This is a genomic window from Paenibacillus sp. FSL E2-0178 (genome assembly GCF_038593005.1).
GTDB classification, from domain to species: domain Bacteria; phylum Bacillota; class Bacilli; order Paenibacillales; family Paenibacillaceae; genus Paenibacillus_AQ; species Paenibacillus_AQ phytohabitans.
Genome location: NZ_CP151953.1, coordinates 4,361,551 through 4,380,621 on the forward strand (window position 1 = coordinate 4,361,551; position 19,071 = coordinate 4,380,621).

The following is a 19,071-nucleotide window of genomic DNA, read 5'->3' on the forward strand; positions in this document are numbered from 1 at the left end:
CCCAGAATTTTTCTCTATTCCTCATGCAAAAAGCCCTCCGGCACAAAGCCGAAGGGCTAATTCTTAACATACACATTATTATGCAGCTTCATTCTGCTGCTCAGCTCCGCTGTTATCTCTGGACCGGCTCAATCCGGTAAGTGGCGTTTCCGCCATCTGCCGCTGATCCGCCGCTGGTAATCTGCCAGCCGAAGGATAATACGCCCTCCAGCCGTTGCTTCTGTGATTCCGTTAACACCGCTTCGACTGCTTCGCGGCCTTCCTCCAGCTCCAGCTTCGGCTCGATGCGGAGCGCAACGGCAATCCAGCTGCGGATGCCGCGGATCGTGTTGTATTTGATCTGGTAGCCTTCGGTTACGGCTGACCGAAACAGCTCCGGCTGTTCACCAGCCAGCGTAGACAGCTGCCCGTAATCGAACTCATATTCACTCTCGTCGGCAGGCAGATCGCCTTCGGCAACCCGCCGCAGCAGTTCTTCATCGGACCAGCCGAGAGAGCGCAGCGATTCCACCAGCAGGGCGTCCCATTGCGATAACTTTACCTTACTCAGCGTATCAGTCATTGTATATCCTCCCTTGTTTATATAAATATAAATGCATACCTTTACCTGAATTCAGTCCGTAAAATCTCCAGCCACGTAATGCCCCGGGCTGACTTCCCGCAGCACAGCGGCTTCCTCATCCCCGCGCGTTACCGAGTAGGCATCCAGCCGGATTCGCTGGCTGGCCTTCAGCGGGTCTGTCTCCAGAATGGAAGACAGCAGCGCCTTGGTATACGGATGCTGCGGATTGTCATACAGCTCATCGCTCTCCGCAACCTCAACGAGGCGGCCGCCGTACATGACACCAATCCGGTCAGAGATATGCCGGACCATCGACAGGTCATGAGCGATGAACAGATAGGTCAGTCCGAATTCGGACTGCAGATCCTCCAGCATATTGACGACCTGGGCCTGCACAGAGACATCCAGCGCCGAGATCGGCTCGTCGCAGACGACGAACTCCGGCCGGACCGACAGCGCCCGGGCGATGGAGATCCGCTGGCGTTGCCCGCCGCTGAACTCATGCGGGAAGCGGTAGAGATGCTCTCTTTTGAGACCAACCTTCTCCAGCAGCTCCGCCACGGCTTCCTTGCGTTCTTCACCTGGGTAGAGTCCATGGATACGCATCGGCTCACTGATCAATTCCAGCACATTCAGGCTGGGGTTCAGTGAAGAGTACGGGTCCTGGAAAATCGACTGAATCCGTCTGCGGAACGGCTTCAGCCCTTTCTCGCCCAGCTTGCCCAGCGGCTGCCCGTCATAGAATACCTCGCCGTCCGTATAATCGTACAGGCGGAGCAGACAGCGGCCGACCGTTGACTTGCCGCTCCCGGATTCACCCACCAGTCCGAAGGTCTCGCCCTGGCGGATCTGGAAGCTGACGCCGTCCACGGCCTTAAGCACAGCCGTATCGCGCCCGCGTATATCCTTCCCCTTGGAGAAATGCTTCTTCAGATTGTTCACATCTACGAGCACCTTGCTCTCACTCACCGGAATCCCTCCCCACTGTAACTGCCGCCTGCTGCTCTGCACCTTCAGCCAGCCAGCACATCGAGCGGTGGCCAGGTGCAAGCTCTACTACCGGCGGACGTTCACTGCAGCGGGCAAAAGCATGCGGGCAGCGGTCCATAAACGGACAGCCGGGCGGCGGATTCAGCAGATCCGGCGGTGTGCCTTCAATCGGAATCAGCCGCTCCCTCGATCCCCCGCCGCGCTTCGGAATGGAACGCAGCAGGCCCTGGGTGTACGGGTGCTGGGGACGATAGAAGATGTCCTCCACCGTGCCCTCCTCCATAACAAGCCCGCCGTACATCACAATAACCCGTGTGCAGACCTGAGCCACGACACCAAGGTCATGGGTGATCAGCGCTACCGCTGTATCCGACCGTTCTTTCAGCTCCTTGAACAGATCCAGAATCTGCGCCTGAATTGTCGCATCCAGCGCCGTGGTCGGCTCATCGGCAATCAGCAGCTCCGGCTGGCAGGAGAGCGCCATCGCGATCATGACCCGCTGGCGCATGCCTCCGCTGAATTCATGCGGATACTGCTTCAGGCGCTGCTCCGGATCACGTATGCCAACCTGGCGGAGGATTTCCGCCGCCTCGGCATACGCCTCCGCTTTATTCAATCCGCGGTGTCTGCGGATAACTTCGGTTAATTGCTGGCCTATTCTTTTGACCGGATTCAGCGAGGTCATCGGGTCCTGAAAGACCATCGCGATCCGGTTCCCGCGCAGGGTCCGCCACTGCTTGTCCGTGAGTCCCTTCAGACTCTCGCCGCGAAACTCCAGCTTACCGGCAGTCATGCGGCCCGGCGGCGTGATCAGGGACATGACCGCCTTGGCGGTAACGCTTTTGCCGCTGCCGGATTCTCCGACAATCCCTACCGTTTCACCGGCATCTATATGGAAGCTAACGCCGCGGACGGCCTGATTCTCGCCGTCCCGGGTAGCAAATGAAACCTGCAAATTCTCAACAGTCAGCAGCCGTTCAGTCATGATGTTCCACTCTCCTATCTCCGGATCAGCTTTGGTTCAAAGCCGACCCGCAAAATATCACCCAGTACATTGAAGCTCAGAACGGTCAGCAGGATCATCAGCCCCGGGAACAGCGCCAGATAAGGCGCCTCTGCAATATACCCCTGCGCGCTGTTCAGCATGCTGCCCCAGGTGGCGTTCGGCGGCTGAACCCCGAAGCCGAGGAAGCTCAGCGACGATTCCATCATAATGGCCGACGCAATATTATTCGTCGCGCCGACGATAATCACCGGCACCAGTCCCGGAAGGATATGCCGCCAGATCATGCCGAAGGAGCTTTGGCCGGAAGCCTTGGCATACAGCACATATTCGCGTTCCTTGATCGTAAGGGTCTCCGCGCGCACAACGCGGGCCACGTTCATCCACATTAACAAGGCAATAATAATGATCAGATTGCCGATGCTCGGCTTCAAATAGACGCTGAGCAGCAGCAGGATCAGGAAGGACGGAATGGACATGATAATGTCCAGCATCCGCATCAGCAGATTATCCAGCCAGCCTCCGAAATATCCGCTGATCACTCCAACCATTACACCCACAAAGGTAGCCACGACCATGGAGGCGAAACCGACGAGCAGCGAGACACGGCCGCCATATAGCGCTCTGGACAGATAATCGCGTCCATAGTCATCGGTTCCGAACAGATGTCCGGCGCCGGGCTTGGTGAGGCGGGCCATGGCATCCATGGCATTCGGATCATATCCGGACAGGAAGGCAAAGATGGCCCCCAGCGTAAAGATAGCCAATACAGCAAGAGCAGCGACACCCAGACCGTTCGTAAACAGCTCTGACTGTAGATTTTTCCATTTACTGCGATTCATGAGGTCACCCCTTTAATTTAATTCGCGGATCGACAAAGCTGTAGAGAATATCTGCCACCATATTACCGAGGATCAGCATTAAGGAAGAAAATAAGGTGATCCCCATAATGACGGGATAATCCATCCCCTTAACCGCCGTCATCCCCAGCGACCCGATGCCCGGCCACGAGAATACCGTCTCGGTGACAATAGCCCCGGCCACCAGATCCCCCATCGACATGCCCAGCAGGGTAATGACCGGCAGCAGCACATGCTTCAGGACATGACGGAACAGGATTGTCGATTTCTTCGAGCCAAAAGCGTACTGGATCTGCACATATTCCTCTTTCAATTGTCCAATCGTGCTGGAGCGGATATAACGCACATATCCGGCCAGGAAGCCGAAGGCCAGCACCGAGCAGGGCAAGATCCCGTGCTTCAGCACATCCAGCGGCGATTCCACACCAATCGTGCGCATCCCCATACTCGGCAGCAGATGCAGCTTGATCGCGAACAGATACATCAGCAGGATCGCCAGCCAGAATAACGGAATGGAAATCCCGACATAGGAAATAAAGTTAATCAGCTTGTCTACCCAGCGGTTGCGGTTCGCACCGGCCACGAGGCCTAGCGGAATCGCCAGAATAACCGCCAGCGCAATGGCGCTGCCCATCAGACCGGCTGTAGCCGGCAGACGTTCCAGAATCTGTCCCAGCACCGGCTGGTGATTGATCAGGGAATATCCGAAGTTGCCCTGCACCATTTCCTTGATCCAGATGAAATATTGAATATAGGCGGGCTTATCCAGCCCCAGATTATGGCGGATACGCTCAATATCATCGGCATGCATATTGGGCGTAACGAAAGATAGCACCGGATCACCCGGAGCCAGCTTAATCATTGTGAAACACACTACGGATACAAAAAACAGCATCGGCAGTGTTTGCAGCAACCTTCGGACGATGAGTTGTCTCATACGCAGCTTCTCCCAGCTCTTGACAGGCAAAAAATAAGCTGGAGAACCCAGCTTATTTTTTTGCCGTGCTTATTTTTTGGGGCAGATTATTTCTGGTAGATCTTGGACAGGTCTTCGAAGATAACGACCGGCTTCAATACAGCTTCATCAATGCCGCCGTAGTTCTTCGAGACAGCTACAACTGTTTTAGTATAAGCGATCGGGTAGATCGGTGCATCTTCAGCGACAAGCTCCTGCGCTTTCTTGTAGATCTCTGCGCGTTTTGCCGGATCAGCTTCGCCTGCACCGTCATTCATCAGCTTATCAACTTCGCTGTTCGAATAATGCGAGTAGTTGGAAGAGCTGCCCGATGTGAACAGAATACGGTAAGCATCGGGATCATATCCCATGATATAACCGGTCAATGCCAGCTCGTAGTCGGTAGATTTCAGATCAATGAACTTCTGCACCCAGGCCGAGGAGTCCATGTTCTGCAGTTCCACTTCCACGCCGACAGCCTTCAGCTTCTGCTGCACATACAGCGAGATCGCTTCCTGTGCCTTGTTACCGCTCTGTACAATGTAACGAAGCTTCAGGTTGCTCTCTCCGGCAGACGCCAGCAATTCCTTAGCCTTAGCGGCATCATTGTCAAAGGTAGTTACTTCATTCGTGAAATACAGCGCGTCCGGAGTCAGGAATGACTTGGCCGGGTCAGCATATTCACTGGAAGTGTACGCTGTCTGGATCAGCTCATCGCGGCTGAGGGCCAGGGACAGGGCTTGACGGACTTCTTTTTTGGCGAGGGCGCCGGTATCACTGTTCGCATTGAACATCAGATAAGCCAGACGGCCTTCACTGTAAGGCAGAATTTCGAAATTGTTCGTTGCCTGAATCGTTGCTACATCCTTAGGATCAAGATACTGCACGTTGATCTCGCCGTTCTGCAGGGCAAGGTTCGCTGCATTGGTATCCTTGGCAATCCGGTAAGTTACCGAATCCAGATGCGGCTTGCCGCCGAAGTAGTTATCGAAGCGTTCCAGTGTCAGATACTCACCGGCTTTGTATTCTTTGAATTTGAAGGGACCGGAACCTACCGGAGCAGCGTTCTTGGTGCTCTTCTCAATGTCGGTTTCATTCTCAAAAATATGCTTTGGAATCGGGAATACCTGTACCAGTGTCGCTTCAAAAGCCGGGCTGACCTGCGGAAGCTGGAATTCAACGGTCAGATCATCCACTTTCACCGCTTTGATGGCTTGGTCGCCGATCAGGAAGTTGGCTCTCAGGAAGCTGTTCTGCTTCTCGTCGAGAATGCTGTCGATGGTGAACACGATATCATCCGCCGTCAGCTTCTCTCCATCATGCCAGGTAAGTCCATCCTTAAGCTTCAGTGTGTAAGTAAGATTATCCTCCGAAGGTGTCAGGCTCTCTGCCAGGTAGAAGGTCTTCTCCCCGTTATTCACCTGGAACAGCGGAGCATACAGTGCCTGGTCAATCGTCAAGCTTACACGGTCACCTGCATAGTTTGGATTAAGTACAACCGGATCAGATGCGACCCCTATAATCAAGCTTCCGCCATCCTTCGGTTCACTGGCAGCAGGCTGCTGCGTTTCCGCCGGTGTCTGGCTGGCACCCGTATTTGTCGATGCCGCGTTATTTCCATTAGAGCATGCACTAATCATTAGTGTTAACAAAACTAGAATGACAACCCCTGATATCCCTTTACGCATTATCTCTCTCCTCCATGTCTATGAGCAATCTCACTCGTTGTGAAAGTTATTATATATCGGAATAGTCGGGATTACAATGTATTAATTTTCCACCTGTGAAAGTTTGAACAACCGCCCGCTGTTACCCCTGAGGATTGCCGTTATCCCATACGCTGATCTCCTGCATGACATCCCCGCGCCGCAAAGCATCCACATGCTCCATTCCTTCTATTACTCTGCCGAACACTGTGTGCCAGCCGTCAAGGTAATCAAAAGTATCGTAGCAGATAAAAAACTGGCAGGAGCCGGTGCCCGGCCCGAAATGGGCCATGGATAACGCCCCGCGCACATGCTTATGCGGATTGCCTTTCGTTTCACAGGGGATTTTGTCCGTGCCGCCTCTGCCAGTGCCGTCCGGACAGCCACCCTGGGCGACAAAACCGCGGACGACACGCTGAAAAGTCAGACCATTGTAAAAGCCGCTGTTCGCGAGCTTTTCAAAATTGGCTACGGTTCCGGGGGCCTCCTGGTCAAATAATTCGAGCCGGATCTCTTGTCCTTGTTCCAGTCTTATTAGAGCCAGCTTCATAAGGTCTCCTCCGCCTCTCCGGCTGCAGTGCCTGCGGGAACGCCGATATGAGCCACGGTCTTGGCCGCTTGCTCAGGTGCATAGATCTCCTGTACATCCTCGTCCAGCAACGGCCGGAGTTCTCCATCCGCAGTATGCACAAAAACCTCGGCGCGCGGATTCATCGCCAGGAGCAGGTTGATTAATTGCTGTACTTTTAACGGTGACTTGTCCATCCTCTCACTCCTGTCCTGCAGTCTGCAGAATGTCTATTCCTGTCTATGCGGTATTGTACAACAGCTCTCAGGCAGACACCAATCCATATATTCCCTTTCGGGTCTCTATTTTTTGAAAAACCGGGATTAGTCCCGTACTTCTCTAAATATATTGAATACATATAATTCATATCATCTATTTGCGAATCCAAGGGGATGTTCTATTAATGTTGACCTTATCCTGGAGTGGCCTGCTATGAATGAGACCCGAACCCGGGTTCTGCTGGGCAGCCCGATCCATCAAAAACCGGCTATTCTCGAGCAGTTTCTGAACTCACTGCTGCGTCTGAACCTAACCAATATTGAGCTGCATTTCTATCTGATTGATGACAACCCGGACGAAGCTTCGAGTCAGCTGCTCCAGCAGTTCACCCAGAGCGGCAGAACGGTCTTCCTGCAATCCTCCGGGTTTCATGATGCTTATATCCGCGATGATACGACCCATTTCTGGAATTCCAATCTGGTCTGGAAGGTGGCCGGGTTCAAGAACCTGATGATCCGGCGGGCCGAAGCCTTCGATTATGATTATCTGTTCCTGATCGACTCCGATCTGATTCTTCATCCGGATACGCTGCTGCATTTGATTAGTACGGGCAAGGACATTATCTCCGAGGTTTTCTGGACCCAGTGGCAGCCGGGCACTCTGCTGCAGCCGCAGGTCTGGATGCATGACGAATACAACCAGTGGGAGGTGCTCCCGGGAGAGCAGCTCTCACACGAAGAGATCAACCTCCGCTTCCACGCTTTCCTGATGAAGATGCAGCAGCCGGGAATCTATGAAGTCGGCGGGCTCGGCGCCTGCACCCTGATCAGCAGCCGGGCCATCGCTTCCGGTGCCAGCTACGACCGGGTTCACAACATCTCCTACTGGGGAGAAGACCGCCATTTCTGCATCCGTGCAGCGGCGCTTGGCATTCCGCTGTATGTCGACACCCACTACCCGGCGCTGCATCTCTACAGGGACAGCGACCTGCTGAAGGTGCCGGAGTTTATCCGGCAGACATCGCCGGCGGCTGGAGCGGCGCCGGGGTGGCAGGATGCGCAAGATGCGCCGGGCGAGGCGGAGGCAGAGACGAATGCGAGGCGGAGTGACGCGGACTCGGCGCGGACTGCGCCGGAGGCGGGGCGGAGCGGGGCGCAAGATGCACCGGGCGAGGTGGAGGCAGAGACGAATGCGGGGCGGAGTGAGGCGGACTCGGCGCGGACTGCGCCGGAGGCGGGGCGGAGCGGGGCGCAAGATGCACAAGATGCGCCGGGCGAGGTGGAGGCAGAGACGAATGCGAGGCGGAGTGACGCGGACGCGGCTGGCGGCGAGGAAGCCGCTGCGCGCCAAGAGGCAGTGCAGGGCGATGCAGAGGCATCGCCCGCGGACAAAAGAGCGCTGGACGCGAGCGCGGAATGGGATGCGCTGTGGACCGAGGCGGAGGCCCGGCGGCACTTGTCCAAGGAGCCGCCGCCCGAGGGCGGCGGCGAGGTGCGGTTGCCGCACGCCGGGCCGGCGGCGGGCGCTGCTGCAGATGCGGCCGAGGGCGCAGATGCAGCAGGGCTGAGCGCCGCGCATGGAGCGGCAGCCGGTTCTTCCGCAGCATCTGCTAATTCAGCAGCGGTCCGGCGGCCCAAGCTGACCCTCACGATGGTCGTCAAGAATGAGGGCTCGCGGTTTCTGCGGCAGGTTCTGCAGGAGCACCGCAAATATATCGATGAAGCCGTCATTATCGATGACGGCAGCACGGATGACACGGCGGATATCTGCCGGGAGGTGCTTCAGGGCATTCCGCTTCATCTGATACACAACAGTGTCTCCAAGTTCAGCAATGAATCGGAGCTGCGCAAGCAGCAGTGGGAAGCAGTAATTGAGACTCAGCCGGAGTGGATTCTCAGTCTGGATGCGGATGAGATTTTTGAGGCCGGATTCCCGGAAGAAGTGGATGCCTTGCTGCGTGCGGACAATTGCGACTTATTCTGCTTCCGGCTCTACGATTTCTGGGACGACACTCATTACCGTGAGGATATGTACTGGCGGTCCCATCAGAGCTACAGGCCGTTCCTGCTCCGCTACCGGGAGGACTTCACGTATCTCTGGAACGATCTGCCGCAGCACTGCGGGCGGCTGCCGGAGAATATCTTCGAGCTGTCCCACCAGTTAAGCAACCTCCGGCTGAAGCATCTCGGCTGGTCGAGGCCGGAATACCGGCTGGAGAAGTATTTGCGCTATATGCTGCTGGACCCGGACGGCCAATATGGCTGGAAGGAACAATACCTGTCTATCCTCGACCAGCATCCCCATCTGATGCCCTGGAGCGAGTAGCGGCGGAGTGAGTAGAGCTTCTATATAAACCACACTTAGGATTTCGGCCAAACAAGTAACCAATAACCGCTTAACCGCTGCTGAGGCAGTGCTCCCGCCAAGCGTCTAATTGGGCTTTGAAGTTCATTCTGTATGGGGCAGGTATAAATGTTGTATATATTACAACTCAGATTCATAAATAACCGGGTATGCGGGAGGATTGTTGTATGAAATACAATAATCCTTTGAGTTAGCCGCTTGCAGAAGATGAAATGCTGTATTTCCTGCAACAATTCTCGATATGGGCCGATTTATTGAAGAAAATGTTGTATTTTCTGCAGGATTTAAGTCGAACGTCACAAGAAAAGCGCTCCAGCCTTAAGGCGGAACGCTTTTTCTTTGCGGATTGCAGCTGCAGCCCTACGGAGGCATCGGCCGGGTCAGTTCACATTTTAGAGCGAGCCAACCGTCTTCGCAGATTCCGGTTTCACTATAGTAACAGTCAGCTCACCGTCGGCTTCGTCAACCGTCATCACTGAGCCTTCCTCTGCTTCTCCGGCGATCAGCGCACGCGCCACCCGGGTCTCCAGGCTGCGCTGGATGAACCGCTTGAGCGGTCTTGCGCCGTACACGGAATCAAAGCCTTCCTCAGCAATGAAGCGAACGGCCTTGTCGCTCAGCGTAAGGCCGATGCCCCGCTCTGCCAGGCGCAGACGGAGACCGTCCACCAGCTTAACCACGATCTGCTGGGTTTCGCCCAGTGTCAGCGGTTTGAACATCACGATATCGTCCACCCGGTTAAGGAACTCTGGGCGGAAATGGCCGCTCAGCTCCTTCATCACCCGGTCCTTAACCGCTTCGGTCAGCTCACCGTTGTCATCGGTGCCCTGAATCAGATGCGGCGAGCCGATATTGGAGGTCATAATGATGATGGTGTTCTTGAAATCGACCATCCGGCCCTGTGAGTCGGTCAGCCGCCCGTCATCCAGCAGTTGCAGGAGAATGTTGAACACATCGGGATGGGCCTTCTCCACCTCGTCCAGCAGCACAACAGTGTACGGCTGGCGGCGCACCGCTTCGGTCAGCTGGCCGCCTTCTTCATAGCCGACATATCCCGGGGGAGCACCGACGAGGCGGGAGACACTGTGCTTCTCCATGTACTCCGACATATCGATGCGGATCATGCCGTCCTCGCGGTCAAACAGCGATACGGCCAGCGCTTTGGCCAGCTCGGTCTTGCCGACCCCGGTCGGCCCCAGGAACAGGAACGAACCGATGGGGCGGTTCGGGTCCTTGATGCCTGCTCTTGCCCGGAGCACAGCATCCGCCACCAGCCGGACGGCCTCATCCTGGCCGACTACCCGTTCATGCAGCGTATCTTCGAGCCGCAGCAGCTTATCCCGCTCGCCTTCCACGAGACGGCTGACCGGAACGCCGGTCCAGCGCGAGACAATGTCGGCGATCTCCTCTTCCGTCACAGCTTCGCGCAGCAGCCGGGTCTCCTGATCCTGCTGCGCGGCTTCCTCTGCGGCCTTCAGCTGCCGCTCCAGATCAGGAATTATGCCGTAGCTCAGCTCGGCAGACTTGTTCAGATCATAGATCTCCTGTGCATCGACCAGATCCTTGCGCGCCTGCTCTAACCGCTTCTTCAGCTCGCGGATGCCCCGGATCGCCGACTTCTCCTTCTCCCAGCGGACGGTCATGCCCAGATGCTTCTCCTTGAGGTCGGCCAGCTCCCGCTGCAGGATTTCCAGACGGCGCCCACTGGCATCGTCGGTTTCTTTTTTGAGTGCAGCTTCTTCAATCTCCATCTGCATCAGGCGGCGGGTCACCTCATCCATCTCACCGGGCATGGAATCAATCTCCGTGCGGATCATCGCGCAGGCTTCATCCACCAGGTCAATCGCCTTATCCGGCAGGAACCGGTCCGTAATATAGCGGTTCGACAGGACACCGGCCGCGACGAGCGCGCTGTCATGGATCTTGACTCCGTGATGCACCTCGAAGCGTTCCTTAAGACCGCGCAGAATGGAGATGGTATCCTCAACATCCGGCTCGCTGACCAGCACCTGCTGGAAGCGGCGTTCCAGCGCCGGGTCCTTCTCGATATATTTGCGGTACTCATCCAGCGTCGTCGCCCCGATACAATGCAGCTCACCCCGGGCCAGCATCGGCTTCAGCATGTTGCCCGCGTCCATGGCCCCTTCAGTCTTACCGGCACCGACAATCGTATGCAATTCATCAATGAACAGAATGATCCGGCCGTCACTCTCGCGGATTTCCTTCAATACGGCCTGCAGCCGCTCTTCGAATTCCCCGCGGTATTTGGCTCCGGCAATCAGTGCGCTCATATCCAATGAGAAAATCGTCTTGTCCTTCAGCCCCTCCGGCACATCCCGGCGGACAATCCGGTGGGCCAGCCCTTCCACAATCGCTGTTTTCCCTACACCGGGTTCCCCGATCAGTACGGGGTTGTTTTTGGTTTTGCGGGAGAGGATACGGATGACCCGGCGGATCTCCGCATCCCGTCCGATCACGGGATCAACCTTGCCCGCCCGCACCTCGGCCACCAGATCACGGCCGTATTTCTCCAGCACCTCATAGGTGGCCTCCGGCTCCCGGCTCGTCACCCGCTGGTGTCCGCGGATCTCGGCCAGCACCCCAAGCAGCTTCTCCCGGGTAACGCCCCGGCCCGTGAACAGCCCGCGCAGCTCGCGGTTCCCGCTGCCCGAATCCGAGACCATCGCCAGCACGGCATGCTCCACGGCCACGAACTCGTCCTGCATCTTGGCCGCTTCCTTCTCGGCCTGCTCCAGCATGGCGATCAGCGCAGGCGAGGCATACCGCCGCATCGTGCCCGCTCCGCTTCCGCTTACGCTGGGCTTCCGCTGAAGCAGCACCTCCGTACCCTGCAGCAGCTCGGCTGCAGGAATATTCATCTTCTGCAGCAGCCGCGGCAGCAGGCCCTCATGCTGCTGAAGCAGTGCCTTCAGCAGATGAAGGTTATCAATCTCCTGATGTCCGCTGGCCGCAGCCAGGGACTGGGCCTCTGCGACGGCTTCCTGCAGCTTCTGTGTAAGCTTGTTGAAATCCATAAGATCATCGCCTTTCCGTAAAATTATGCCGCTGCAGCCCCAGCCGCAGCATTCCATATGTCAGTCAGCCGGATAACCGGCGTTATATTCATCATTACCCCGTTGTCGCTCTGCGCCGCTGTGCACCGCCGGGAGTCTGCCGTTTGGCTCCGGCCTGGAAGCTGCCGGAATCGGCCAATTGGCGGTACAGCTTCTTCTCCGCTTCTGAGGTTTCCGGCGGAATGACGATCTCCATCCGGAACAGGATATCACCATTCGTACCGTTAGGACGCTTAAGCCCCTTGCCGGAGAGGCGCAGCGTTCTGCCGGACGCCATACCTGCGGGAATTTTCAATTTCACCTGGCTGCCATCCGGCAGGGCCACCTTGGCTTCCCCGCCAAGTACAGCCTGCCAGGGGGCAATCTCTACCGTGCCGAGTAAATCCCCGCCGCCGTCCGGTTCATAGATGTCATGGGGCAGGAGATGCAGCGAGACCAGCAGGTCGCCTCCCTGTCCCGCCCCGCTTCCGCCGCCGGGAACCCGGATCACCGTCCCTTCGGACGAGCGTGCCGGAATCTGCACACTCAGGTCTTTGCCTGCAGCCTGAACGCTGATATTCCCGCCTTTGTAGGCCTGCTCCAGCGTAATCTCAAGCTGGGCCTGCATCGTGCTGAACTCATCCGGCCAAGGGCTTCCCCCTTGGCGGACACCGCCGCTGCCGGAGAAGAAATCGAAGCCGGCGCGGTCTGCTGCCCCCCGGCTGCCGAAGAACATTCCGAACAGATCCTCTTCGGGAATACTGCTGCCGGAAGCAGTGCCGCTGCTCCAGCCTGCGCCAAAAGGCGATTCCCAAGACGTGGAGGAGGCTGCCCCGCCGCTCCGCGGACCCCTTGCCCCAGCGTAGCCGGCCCCGTAGCGCAGCTCCTCATCATAGATTTTCCGCTTCTCTTCATCACCCAGCACCTCGTACGCTTCGGCCGCTTCCTTGAATCTGGCTTCTGCCTCCGGGGCTTTGTTGACATCGGGATGCCACTTCTTAGCCAGCTTCTGATAAGCTTTTTTGATCTCCTGCTTCGAGGCCTGCCTGCCGACGCCCAGAGTCTCGTAATAATTTGCCGCCACTGGTACCTCCTCCTTTCGTATATTGGGAACCTTATTCTATAGGTTATAGCATTCCGCCCTGTAACAAGCCTATTCCCGGTGGCGATGATTATTCACCAAGTCCGTTTCTCCGGGAAAAGACGCATTATAGCCGGTATCCCCACTACAATGCGCCCTGTATGATCATGCTATATGAAAAGCCCGGCGAAACCACTCTGCCGCAGGGAACCGGATAGGCCGGCGGCAGAAGCCGCTTAGCCCGGGAACCCCGCTGAACCCGGCTGCTTCAGCCAGACTTGGAAGTCCTTCATTCTCAGGCTTCCTCCCAATCATCCCCAGTGTTCCCGCTCTCCGCTTCCCCCGGAGAACCGCTCACGCTGGAAGCTGCGCCTGCCGCTTACTGAAGCTGCTCATCTGAAGAATTTCCGCCATCCTGAATTTCAATCCGTTTGCCCTGCGACTTCTGCCGTTTCGGCACTTCCAGGCTCAGCATCCCGTCTTTGAGTGAAGCGCGGATACCTTCCTCCGCAATATCCTGAACATAGAAGCGGCGCACATATTCACCATACCGCCGTTCCCGGCGCACGGTCTGATGTTCCTTGTTCTCCTCGCTGTTCTCTTCTTTGCGTACTGCCTTGATCGTCAAATAAGGGCTGGTATAATCGATGTCGATTTCTTCTTTTTTGAAGCCCGGAAGCTCGGCCTCAATCAGATACGCCCCTTCACTCTCGCGGATGTCTGTCCGGAAGGACAGCGTGGAGCTTGTCAGCGGTGCAAAGAAATCATCATTAAACACTTCGTTAAGCGACTTAGCCAGCACACCAAAAGCATCATCTCTGCGTTTACCAAAAGGAACCAAATCAAACATTATCCATTCTCCTCTCATTTGACTTTGAATTTGTTGTTGGTTTGACTTTGACTTTATTTGATCTATGGCTTTATTATAGTCGCCGGCCGCCCGGATGACAAAACTCATATAAGCCGAAAATCCGGTAAAATCCGGCGTTTCGGCTTATTTTTTAGTATAAATTTTAACATTATTAATAATTTGACCTTATTTGACCTTAAAACTTTATTTCACATGATTTCTATCCGCGCCCTCACGGACATAGTAAATATAAAGAACTAACGCCTAAAATATAACAAGTAAATTAAAGTAATTAGTGGGAATTGTCGATATAAACGTCATAGTGAAAATCCCGCAGCCAATGCGGATATGATGAGGTGATGAAGTGGCAAAAGCAGGACTGGGCATTATCTTCTTCGTCATAGGTTTTATTCTACATAGAACTTATGCAGCAGATCCTAACGTTATTATTTCTATTGTGATTGGAGGGCTTGGAGGAATTATCGGGTGGGCGACCGGCGGATTAATTAGGCCATTGCACGTCAAGAAAGCTAGACCAGCTGATGATGAGGCCGCCGCTGCTTCCGAAGTGGTCCTGGAATCCTCAGACCAGCCCGCAGATGAATCAGAGCCTTCCGGCTCCGGAGGCTGGTTAGGACTTTTCGCAATAGGCATTGTTCTCTCACTCTTCGCGGGTGTGCGAATGCTTTATGGTAATTTCTCATTATTCGGCTCTGAAGGCCTTAAGCTTCTTACCGACCCAGACAGCAGCTACTACGTCGCTTCAATGCTTCCTAGTCTTGTGATAGAAACGGTATTAGTATGTATTCAGGTCGTAATGATCCTGTTCATTCTGTACCTGGGTCTCAAACATAAAAAGTTATTCAAATACATATCTATATCTTTCATCGTATATAACATCTTACTTAATACCATAGATACCTTCATGTTCAGCCAGGTACAGACTACTCTTTCCGGTCTCATACCGGATGATAACTCTTATACGGATATCTTCCGGTCCTTCATTTATGCTGTGATCTGGATCCCCTATTTCCTGCGGTCAAAGAGAGTCAAGAATACGTTTATTTATTAACATTTTTGTACATAGTCTCTACAATTCTTCCGGACCTGCGTTATTGTTGAATCAGCTTTTGCAGGTCCGGTCTACCCTCCCTTTTTCACATACCGCTCACGGTATTCGCTATCCAGCATCCCCATCATAATCACATCATGGTACTCATGGTTATAATAGAGCGTCTGGCGCCGTACACCCTCACGGACAAAACCGATTGATTCATACACATGCGCAGCGCGGGCATTATAGCTATAGACCTCCAGCTCAATCCGGTGCAGATTCAGAATGCCGAAGCCGTAGTCCAGTATCAGCAGCAGCGCTTCCCGTCCATACCCTTGTCCCTGATGCCGCTCATCCCCAATAGCAATCCGCAGATTTGCACTGCGGTTGTCAGGCTCCATATCCTGAATGGCGATATCACCGATGACCTCATCGTTCTCCCTCAAGGCAATCAGCAGCAGCACCGTACTGTCGTCCCCTGATTTGCGCGCGATATAATTCTCTATCTGCTCTTTGGTGATATGCTTCTTCGTTCCTGTAAGCCTGCGGACTTCCGTGCCGTAGAACATATGGTAATACAATTCGGCGTCTTCCCCGTTAAGCGGGCGTAGATATACCTTTTTTCCTGTTAAAAGCTCTGAATGTCTGGTCACTTCGGTCAGCCCCCAACTCTATGAGATAATCCTATCAAATGGCATAGTTGCCTTAAATTATATATGCCCCACTATCCTCCGGTAAACTATATATTAAATCAGCCAAGCCCGGAAAGCAGCTGTGCATAAAAGGATTTAACTTCAAGCGAAGGGGGAATTCCGATTTCCCGGTTCAGAATGTCGGCAAACTGCAGGTACTGCCGGTTCAGGGCATCTTTGTTATTCTGGAGAGCCGAGGTTTTCATAAGCAGCATATGGGCTTCTTCATCCAGCTCGTTGCGATTCAGCAGCTTGATCAGCAGCCGCTTTGCCGTATTCGTCTCACCCTTGTCCAGCAGAGCAGCGCACAGTCGCCGGGTGAACGCGGAGTACATGAGTGACAGCCGTTCAATCTCATTCCAGGCCCAAGGATACACGTGGTCTCCGAATAAATCACCCATATATAGCTGTTCAAGCTCTATAGCCTGTTCCAGATTCGCCTCATTTATAACAGCCAAGCTTCTGCAGCCATCCTCAAAGCTGAGAATATCCACGCTAAGCCCTTTACAGTTAAAGGCATAATGGTTGCTCTCCGAATGCAGATGCGTCTTCAGCCCATGCGTATGGAGCAGCTTGCGCAGCTGATAGACCGTTGTATTCAAATACATTTCTGCATTCTTCTGCGGCATATCGCCAAAGATATCCTCAATGAGCCGTGCGCGGGATACAAGCCTGCCTTTATGTATGAGCAGGTAGCCGAGGAGCTCGGCGCTTTTCCGCGACTTCCATTTGGTCTTGATTCCGTGAGCACCCCCGATTTCAATTCCGCCCAGGAGGCTGATCCTTGCTTCTGCGCTCAAAGCGGGCTCGCGGTTGGCTTCTGCTGCCGCACGCTCCAAATGAATTTGCATCGCGGCTCTGTGTACCGTCTCATGCAGCCTCTCCTGTACCACCGGTTTCAGAATATAATCGAAGGCATACACTTCAAAAGCGGACAGCGCATATTCCTTATGGGAAGTGATGAACACAATTTTGGTTCCCTGGCCGCTCCCCCTAAGCCTCGCTGCAAACTCCAGGCCGCTTTCTCTGGGCATGCTGATATCTACGAAGATCAGGTCCACCTCATGACTGCTCAAATAGGTAAAAGCAGCAGCAGTATCCGTGAAGCTGCCCATTATTTCAACCTCTTCCAGCTTGCCGAGCATCCGCTTTAATATGAGATGCATGGCCTTCTCATCATCGATGATGATAACTTTCATAGAATCATTCCCTTCCTATACTGTTGCCGGCAGGAATTATTGGAGCTTCAGGAGGAAGCGGGAGCGAGAAATAGAAGGTGCTTCCCTTCGAGGGGATACTGTCGAACCACAGCTCACCTCCGTTCAACTGTACAAACTCCCTGCACAGGGTTAAACCCAGGCCAACCCCCCGCTCCCCGGAGGTCCCGGTTGAAGAGTTCCGGTAATCATCCTGCAGCAGGGTACCCGCCTGCTCCGGAGAAATCCCTCCCCCCGTATCGCTCACAGCGATTACCATGTGACGCTCTCTCCTCTCTGCCTTTAAGCGGATGTTTCCTCCGCGGTATGTAAATTTAATCGCATTGGACAGGAGATTACGGATTATCAGATCCAGCATTTCTTTATCGGCATAGACATAGCTCTCTGCCGGAATTTCAGAAATGATCTGAATCTGCTTGGTATCACTCCGCAGCCGCAGGAGCCGCAGGCCCGCTTGCACCGCATGGGCCAGATCCCGTTCGGCCGGATCAAAAATCATACCTTCCCTCTGGCTACGGAACCAGTCCAGCAGCACTTCCACGAGCGCGAAGGTATTCTGGATCTGCTGCCCCATTTCGTGCAGGAGCTCTTCATCATGATCACCGCTTCCAGCCTGCATCTCCTCTTCAAGCAGCTCCATCAGATTGACCAGGACCGCCAAAGGATCGCGGATATCATGGGCAACAACACTGAACATCCGATCTTTGAACATGTTCAGCTCACTTAACTGCCGGGCATTGTCGCGCAGCTGTTCTTCTGCATACACAGCTTCCGTTACATCCCTCAGTAGAAGCATTTTCCCGACAACCTTTAGGCGCCTATTCCTGACAAGAGACAGATGGACATTATAGAAATTGCCGTCCGGACCTGCAAGCTGAATTCTTGATGCGCTGTCATCCCCCTGGGCAATCATCTCCAGAAGCAGCGGATACGCGGAGAAAACCTGTACGGCGGGCTGACCTGTACTTTTGTTATTCAATTCGCTGACTATTCCTTTGGCTGAGCGGTTAAAGCTGGTTAGACTGTTGTCGGTATCCAGTATAATGACCGCATCCTCCATGGATTCAAACACCTGCTGAAGGGCCAGCGGTGCGAGCCGCAGCATATTGAACTGATAGATTCCCCACATATAAAAAACACCCGAGAACAGGAATCCAAAAGGTGAAATGTCGATAGGCATATAAATTACACCGCTTAAATAAATCAAGGTAAAGCCAAAGGGCCCCCACGAACCAATAATCATCAGCGCAATCTGCATCTTCATCCGGGGAACCGCCCGGAAGAACATCTGCAGCAAATAAAACATTCCTACGATAAAAAAGCTATAGGAATAGAGCACATGCAGCTTATATAACGGACCTTTAATGAGGGTGACCAGCGGAAAGCCCTCCGTATTGTTCAACGTCATACTTGAATAGAATAAATGATGCCATTCATTGGTATTGTGGGCAGTGAAGGTTATTAGGGGAACAATCATTAATAGTGCAATATTCCTGGGACGAACCCATGACTGCCTGCCGGTATACTGCAGTACCATTATGAACCACAGCACCGTGCCGAACGGAATGCCGATATATTCAACCCGCAGCCAGAACCGGATATGTTCCACGGAGGTACTGATAATTTCGAAGGCATAGCCAAAAGAATAAAAGGAGCCTGTCAACATCCCCAGGCCGTAGCTTACCGCTATAGGAAGGTCTCTTCTTTTGAAGCACAGGTAAACCAGCAGCAATGAACAGCAGGTCGCAGCCATCAAAAGTGCCGATAAATACACATTATATGTCATAGATGGTTGACCTCTATTCAAGAAGGAATCTTGCATTCTGTGCCTCCTATCTTATCAGATCCTTCTCTTTGAGAGATACTTCAAATTTTTATTTTTTCAGAAAAAGCCCGC

At 54.2% G+C, this 19,071-nt stretch carries 17 protein-coding genes; 2 read left to right on the forward strand and 15 right to left on the reverse strand.

Annotated elements, in window-relative coordinates:
- Positions 1-112: 112 nt before the first annotated feature.
- The 8 genes from MHI42_RS18875 to MHI42_RS18910 form a co-directional block, all read right to left on the reverse strand.
- The gene (locus MHI42_RS18875) at positions 113-562 is read right to left on the reverse strand and encodes a hypothetical protein (protein ID WP_342420340.1); all 450 of its coding nucleotides are present in this window, start codon (positions 560-562) and stop codon (positions 113-115) included.
- 51 nt (positions 563-613) lie between these two features.
- On the reverse strand, positions 614-1,531 hold the full coding sequence (locus MHI42_RS18880; protein WP_042210125.1) for an ATP-binding cassette domain-containing protein: 918 nt from the start codon (positions 1,529-1,531) through the stop codon (positions 614-616).
- Positions 1,524-2,537, reverse strand: a complete 1,014-nt coding sequence (locus MHI42_RS18885; RefSeq protein ID WP_342420341.1) for an ABC transporter ATP-binding protein — start codon at positions 2,535-2,537, stop codon at positions 1,524-1,526. Before MHI42_RS18885 ends, MHI42_RS18880 begins: the two co-directional genes overlap by 8 nt.
- A 14-nt stretch (positions 2,538-2,551) precedes the next feature.
- A complete protein-coding gene (locus tag MHI42_RS18890; RefSeq protein WP_042210124.1) occupies positions 2,552-3,397 on the reverse strand; it encodes an ABC transporter permease in 846 nt (281 codons plus the stop codon).
- A 4-nt stretch (positions 3,398-3,401) separates the two neighbouring features.
- Positions 3,402-4,352 (reverse strand): ABC transporter permease, encoded by a 951-nt coding sequence (locus MHI42_RS18895; RefSeq protein WP_039300002.1) that lies wholly within the window; start codon positions 4,350-4,352, stop codon positions 3,402-3,404.
- A gap of 86 nt (positions 4,353-4,438) precedes the next feature.
- The gene (locus tag MHI42_RS18900; protein ID WP_342420342.1) at positions 4,439-6,058 is read right to left on the reverse strand and encodes an ABC transporter substrate-binding protein; all 1,620 of its coding nucleotides are present in this window, start codon (positions 6,056-6,058) and stop codon (positions 4,439-4,441) included.
- A gap of 121 nt (positions 6,059-6,179) precedes the next feature.
- On the reverse strand, positions 6,180-6,626 hold the full coding sequence (locus tag MHI42_RS18905; protein WP_342420343.1) for a peptidylprolyl isomerase: 447 nt from the start codon (positions 6,624-6,626) through the stop codon (positions 6,180-6,182).
- Positions 6,623-6,841, reverse strand: a complete 219-nt coding sequence (locus MHI42_RS18910) for a hypothetical protein (RefSeq protein ID WP_171720384.1) — start codon at positions 6,839-6,841, stop codon at positions 6,623-6,625. Before MHI42_RS18910 ends, MHI42_RS18905 begins: the two co-directional genes overlap by 4 nt.
- Positions 6,842-7,076: 235 nt before the next feature.
- Here MHI42_RS18910 and MHI42_RS18915 point away from each other — a divergent pair, with 235 nt between their 5' ends.
- The gene (locus MHI42_RS18915) at positions 7,077-9,188 is read left to right on the forward strand and encodes a glycosyltransferase (protein WP_342420344.1); all 2,112 of its coding nucleotides are present in this window, start codon (positions 7,077-7,079) and stop codon (positions 9,186-9,188) included.
- Positions 9,189-9,619: 431 nt separating this feature from the next.
- Here MHI42_RS18915 and clpB read toward each other — a convergent pair whose 3' ends face one another.
- The 4 genes from clpB to MHI42_RS18935 form a co-directional block, all read right to left on the reverse strand.
- Entirely contained in the window at positions 9,620-12,262 is a 2,643-nt protein-coding gene (gene clpB, locus MHI42_RS18920; RefSeq protein WP_342420345.1) for an ATP-dependent chaperone ClpB, read from the reverse strand.
- Positions 12,263-12,356: 94 nt separating this feature from the next.
- Positions 12,357-13,364 carry a DnaJ C-terminal domain-containing protein gene (locus MHI42_RS18925; protein ID WP_342420346.1) on the reverse strand — a complete coding sequence of 336 codons (1,008 nt, stop codon included), beginning with the start codon at positions 13,362-13,364 and terminating at the stop codon, positions 12,357-12,359.
- A 162-nt stretch (positions 13,365-13,526) separates the two neighbouring features.
- Complete coding sequence (locus MHI42_RS18930; RefSeq protein ID WP_171720387.1) at positions 13,527-13,676, reverse strand: hypothetical protein; 150 nt, start codon at positions 13,674-13,676, stop codon at positions 13,527-13,529.
- A 64-nt stretch (positions 13,677-13,740) separates the two neighbouring features.
- Positions 13,741-14,211 carry an Hsp20/alpha crystallin family protein gene (locus MHI42_RS18935; protein WP_171720388.1) on the reverse strand — a complete coding sequence of 157 codons (471 nt, stop codon included), beginning with the start codon at positions 14,209-14,211 and terminating at the stop codon, positions 13,741-13,743.
- Between the two features lie 364 nt (positions 14,212-14,575).
- Here MHI42_RS18935 and MHI42_RS18940 point away from each other — a divergent pair, with 364 nt between their 5' ends.
- A complete protein-coding gene (locus MHI42_RS18940) occupies positions 14,576-15,283 on the forward strand; it encodes a DUF2569 domain-containing protein (protein WP_342420347.1) in 708 nt (235 codons plus the stop codon).
- A 71-nt stretch (positions 15,284-15,354) separates the two neighbouring features.
- Here MHI42_RS18940 and MHI42_RS18945 read toward each other — a convergent pair whose 3' ends face one another.
- The 3 genes from MHI42_RS18945 to MHI42_RS18955 all read right to left on the reverse strand — a co-directional run bounded on the left by MHI42_RS18945 (position 15,355) and on the right by MHI42_RS18955 (position 18,960).
- Positions 15,355-15,918 carry a GNAT family protein gene (locus MHI42_RS18945; protein ID WP_342420348.1) on the reverse strand — a complete coding sequence of 188 codons (564 nt, stop codon included), beginning with the start codon at positions 15,916-15,918 and terminating at the stop codon, positions 15,355-15,357.
- Positions 15,919-16,016: 98 nt separating this feature from the next.
- On the reverse strand, positions 16,017-17,156 hold the full coding sequence (locus tag MHI42_RS18950; protein WP_342420349.1) for a response regulator: 1,140 nt from the start codon (positions 17,154-17,156) through the stop codon (positions 16,017-16,019).
- 4 nt (positions 17,157-17,160) lie between these two features.
- Positions 17,161-18,960, reverse strand: a complete 1,800-nt coding sequence (locus tag MHI42_RS18955) for a histidine kinase N-terminal 7TM domain-containing protein (RefSeq protein ID WP_342420350.1) — start codon at positions 18,958-18,960, stop codon at positions 17,161-17,163.
- Between the last annotated feature and the right edge of the window lie 111 nt (positions 18,961-19,071).

Bases quoted from the DNA above. Each gene is read 5' to 3' on its own strand.
- MHI42_RS18900 (WP_342420342.1), bottom strand. From the start codon at position 6,058: ATGCGTAAAGGGATATCAGGGGTTGTCATTCTAGTTTTGTTAACACTA.
- MHI42_RS18950 (WP_342420349.1), bottom strand. From the start codon at position 17,156: ATGAAAGTTATCATCATCGATGATGAGAAGGCCATGCATCTCATATTA.
- MHI42_RS18910 (WP_171720384.1), bottom strand. From the start codon at position 6,841: ATGGACAAGTCACCGTTAAAAGTACAGCAATTAATCAACCTGCTCCTG.
- MHI42_RS18890 (WP_042210124.1), bottom strand. From the start codon at position 3,397: ATGAATCGCAGTAAATGGAAAAATCTACAGTCAGAGCTGTTTACGAAC.
- clpB (WP_342420345.1), bottom strand. From the start codon at position 12,262: ATGGATTTCAACAAGCTTACACAGAAGCTGCAGGAAGCCGTCGCAGAG.
- MHI42_RS18915 (WP_342420344.1), top strand. From the start codon at position 7,077: ATGAATGAGACCCGAACCCGGGTTCTGCTGGGCAGCCCGATCCATCAA.
- MHI42_RS18930 (WP_171720387.1), bottom strand. From the start codon at position 13,676: ATGATTGGGAGGAAGCCTGAGAATGAAGGACTTCCAAGTCTGGCTGAA.
- MHI42_RS18955 (WP_342420350.1), bottom strand. From the start codon at position 18,960: ATGACATATAATGTGTATTTATCGGCACTTTTGATGGCTGCGACCTGC.
- MHI42_RS18895 (WP_039300002.1), bottom strand. From the start codon at position 4,352: ATGAGACAACTCATCGTCCGAAGGTTGCTGCAAACACTGCCGATGCTG.
- MHI42_RS18885 (WP_342420341.1), bottom strand. From the start codon at position 2,537: ATGACTGAACGGCTGCTGACTGTTGAGAATTTGCAGGTTTCATTTGCT.
- MHI42_RS18935 (WP_171720388.1), bottom strand. From the start codon at position 14,211: ATGTTTGATTTGGTTCCTTTTGGTAAACGCAGAGATGATGCTTTTGGT.
- MHI42_RS18875 (WP_342420340.1), bottom strand. From the start codon at position 562: ATGACTGATACGCTGAGTAAGGTAAAGTTATCGCAATGGGACGCCCTG.
- MHI42_RS18905 (WP_342420343.1), bottom strand. From the start codon at position 6,626: ATGAAGCTGGCTCTAATAAGACTGGAACAAGGACAAGAGATCCGGCTC.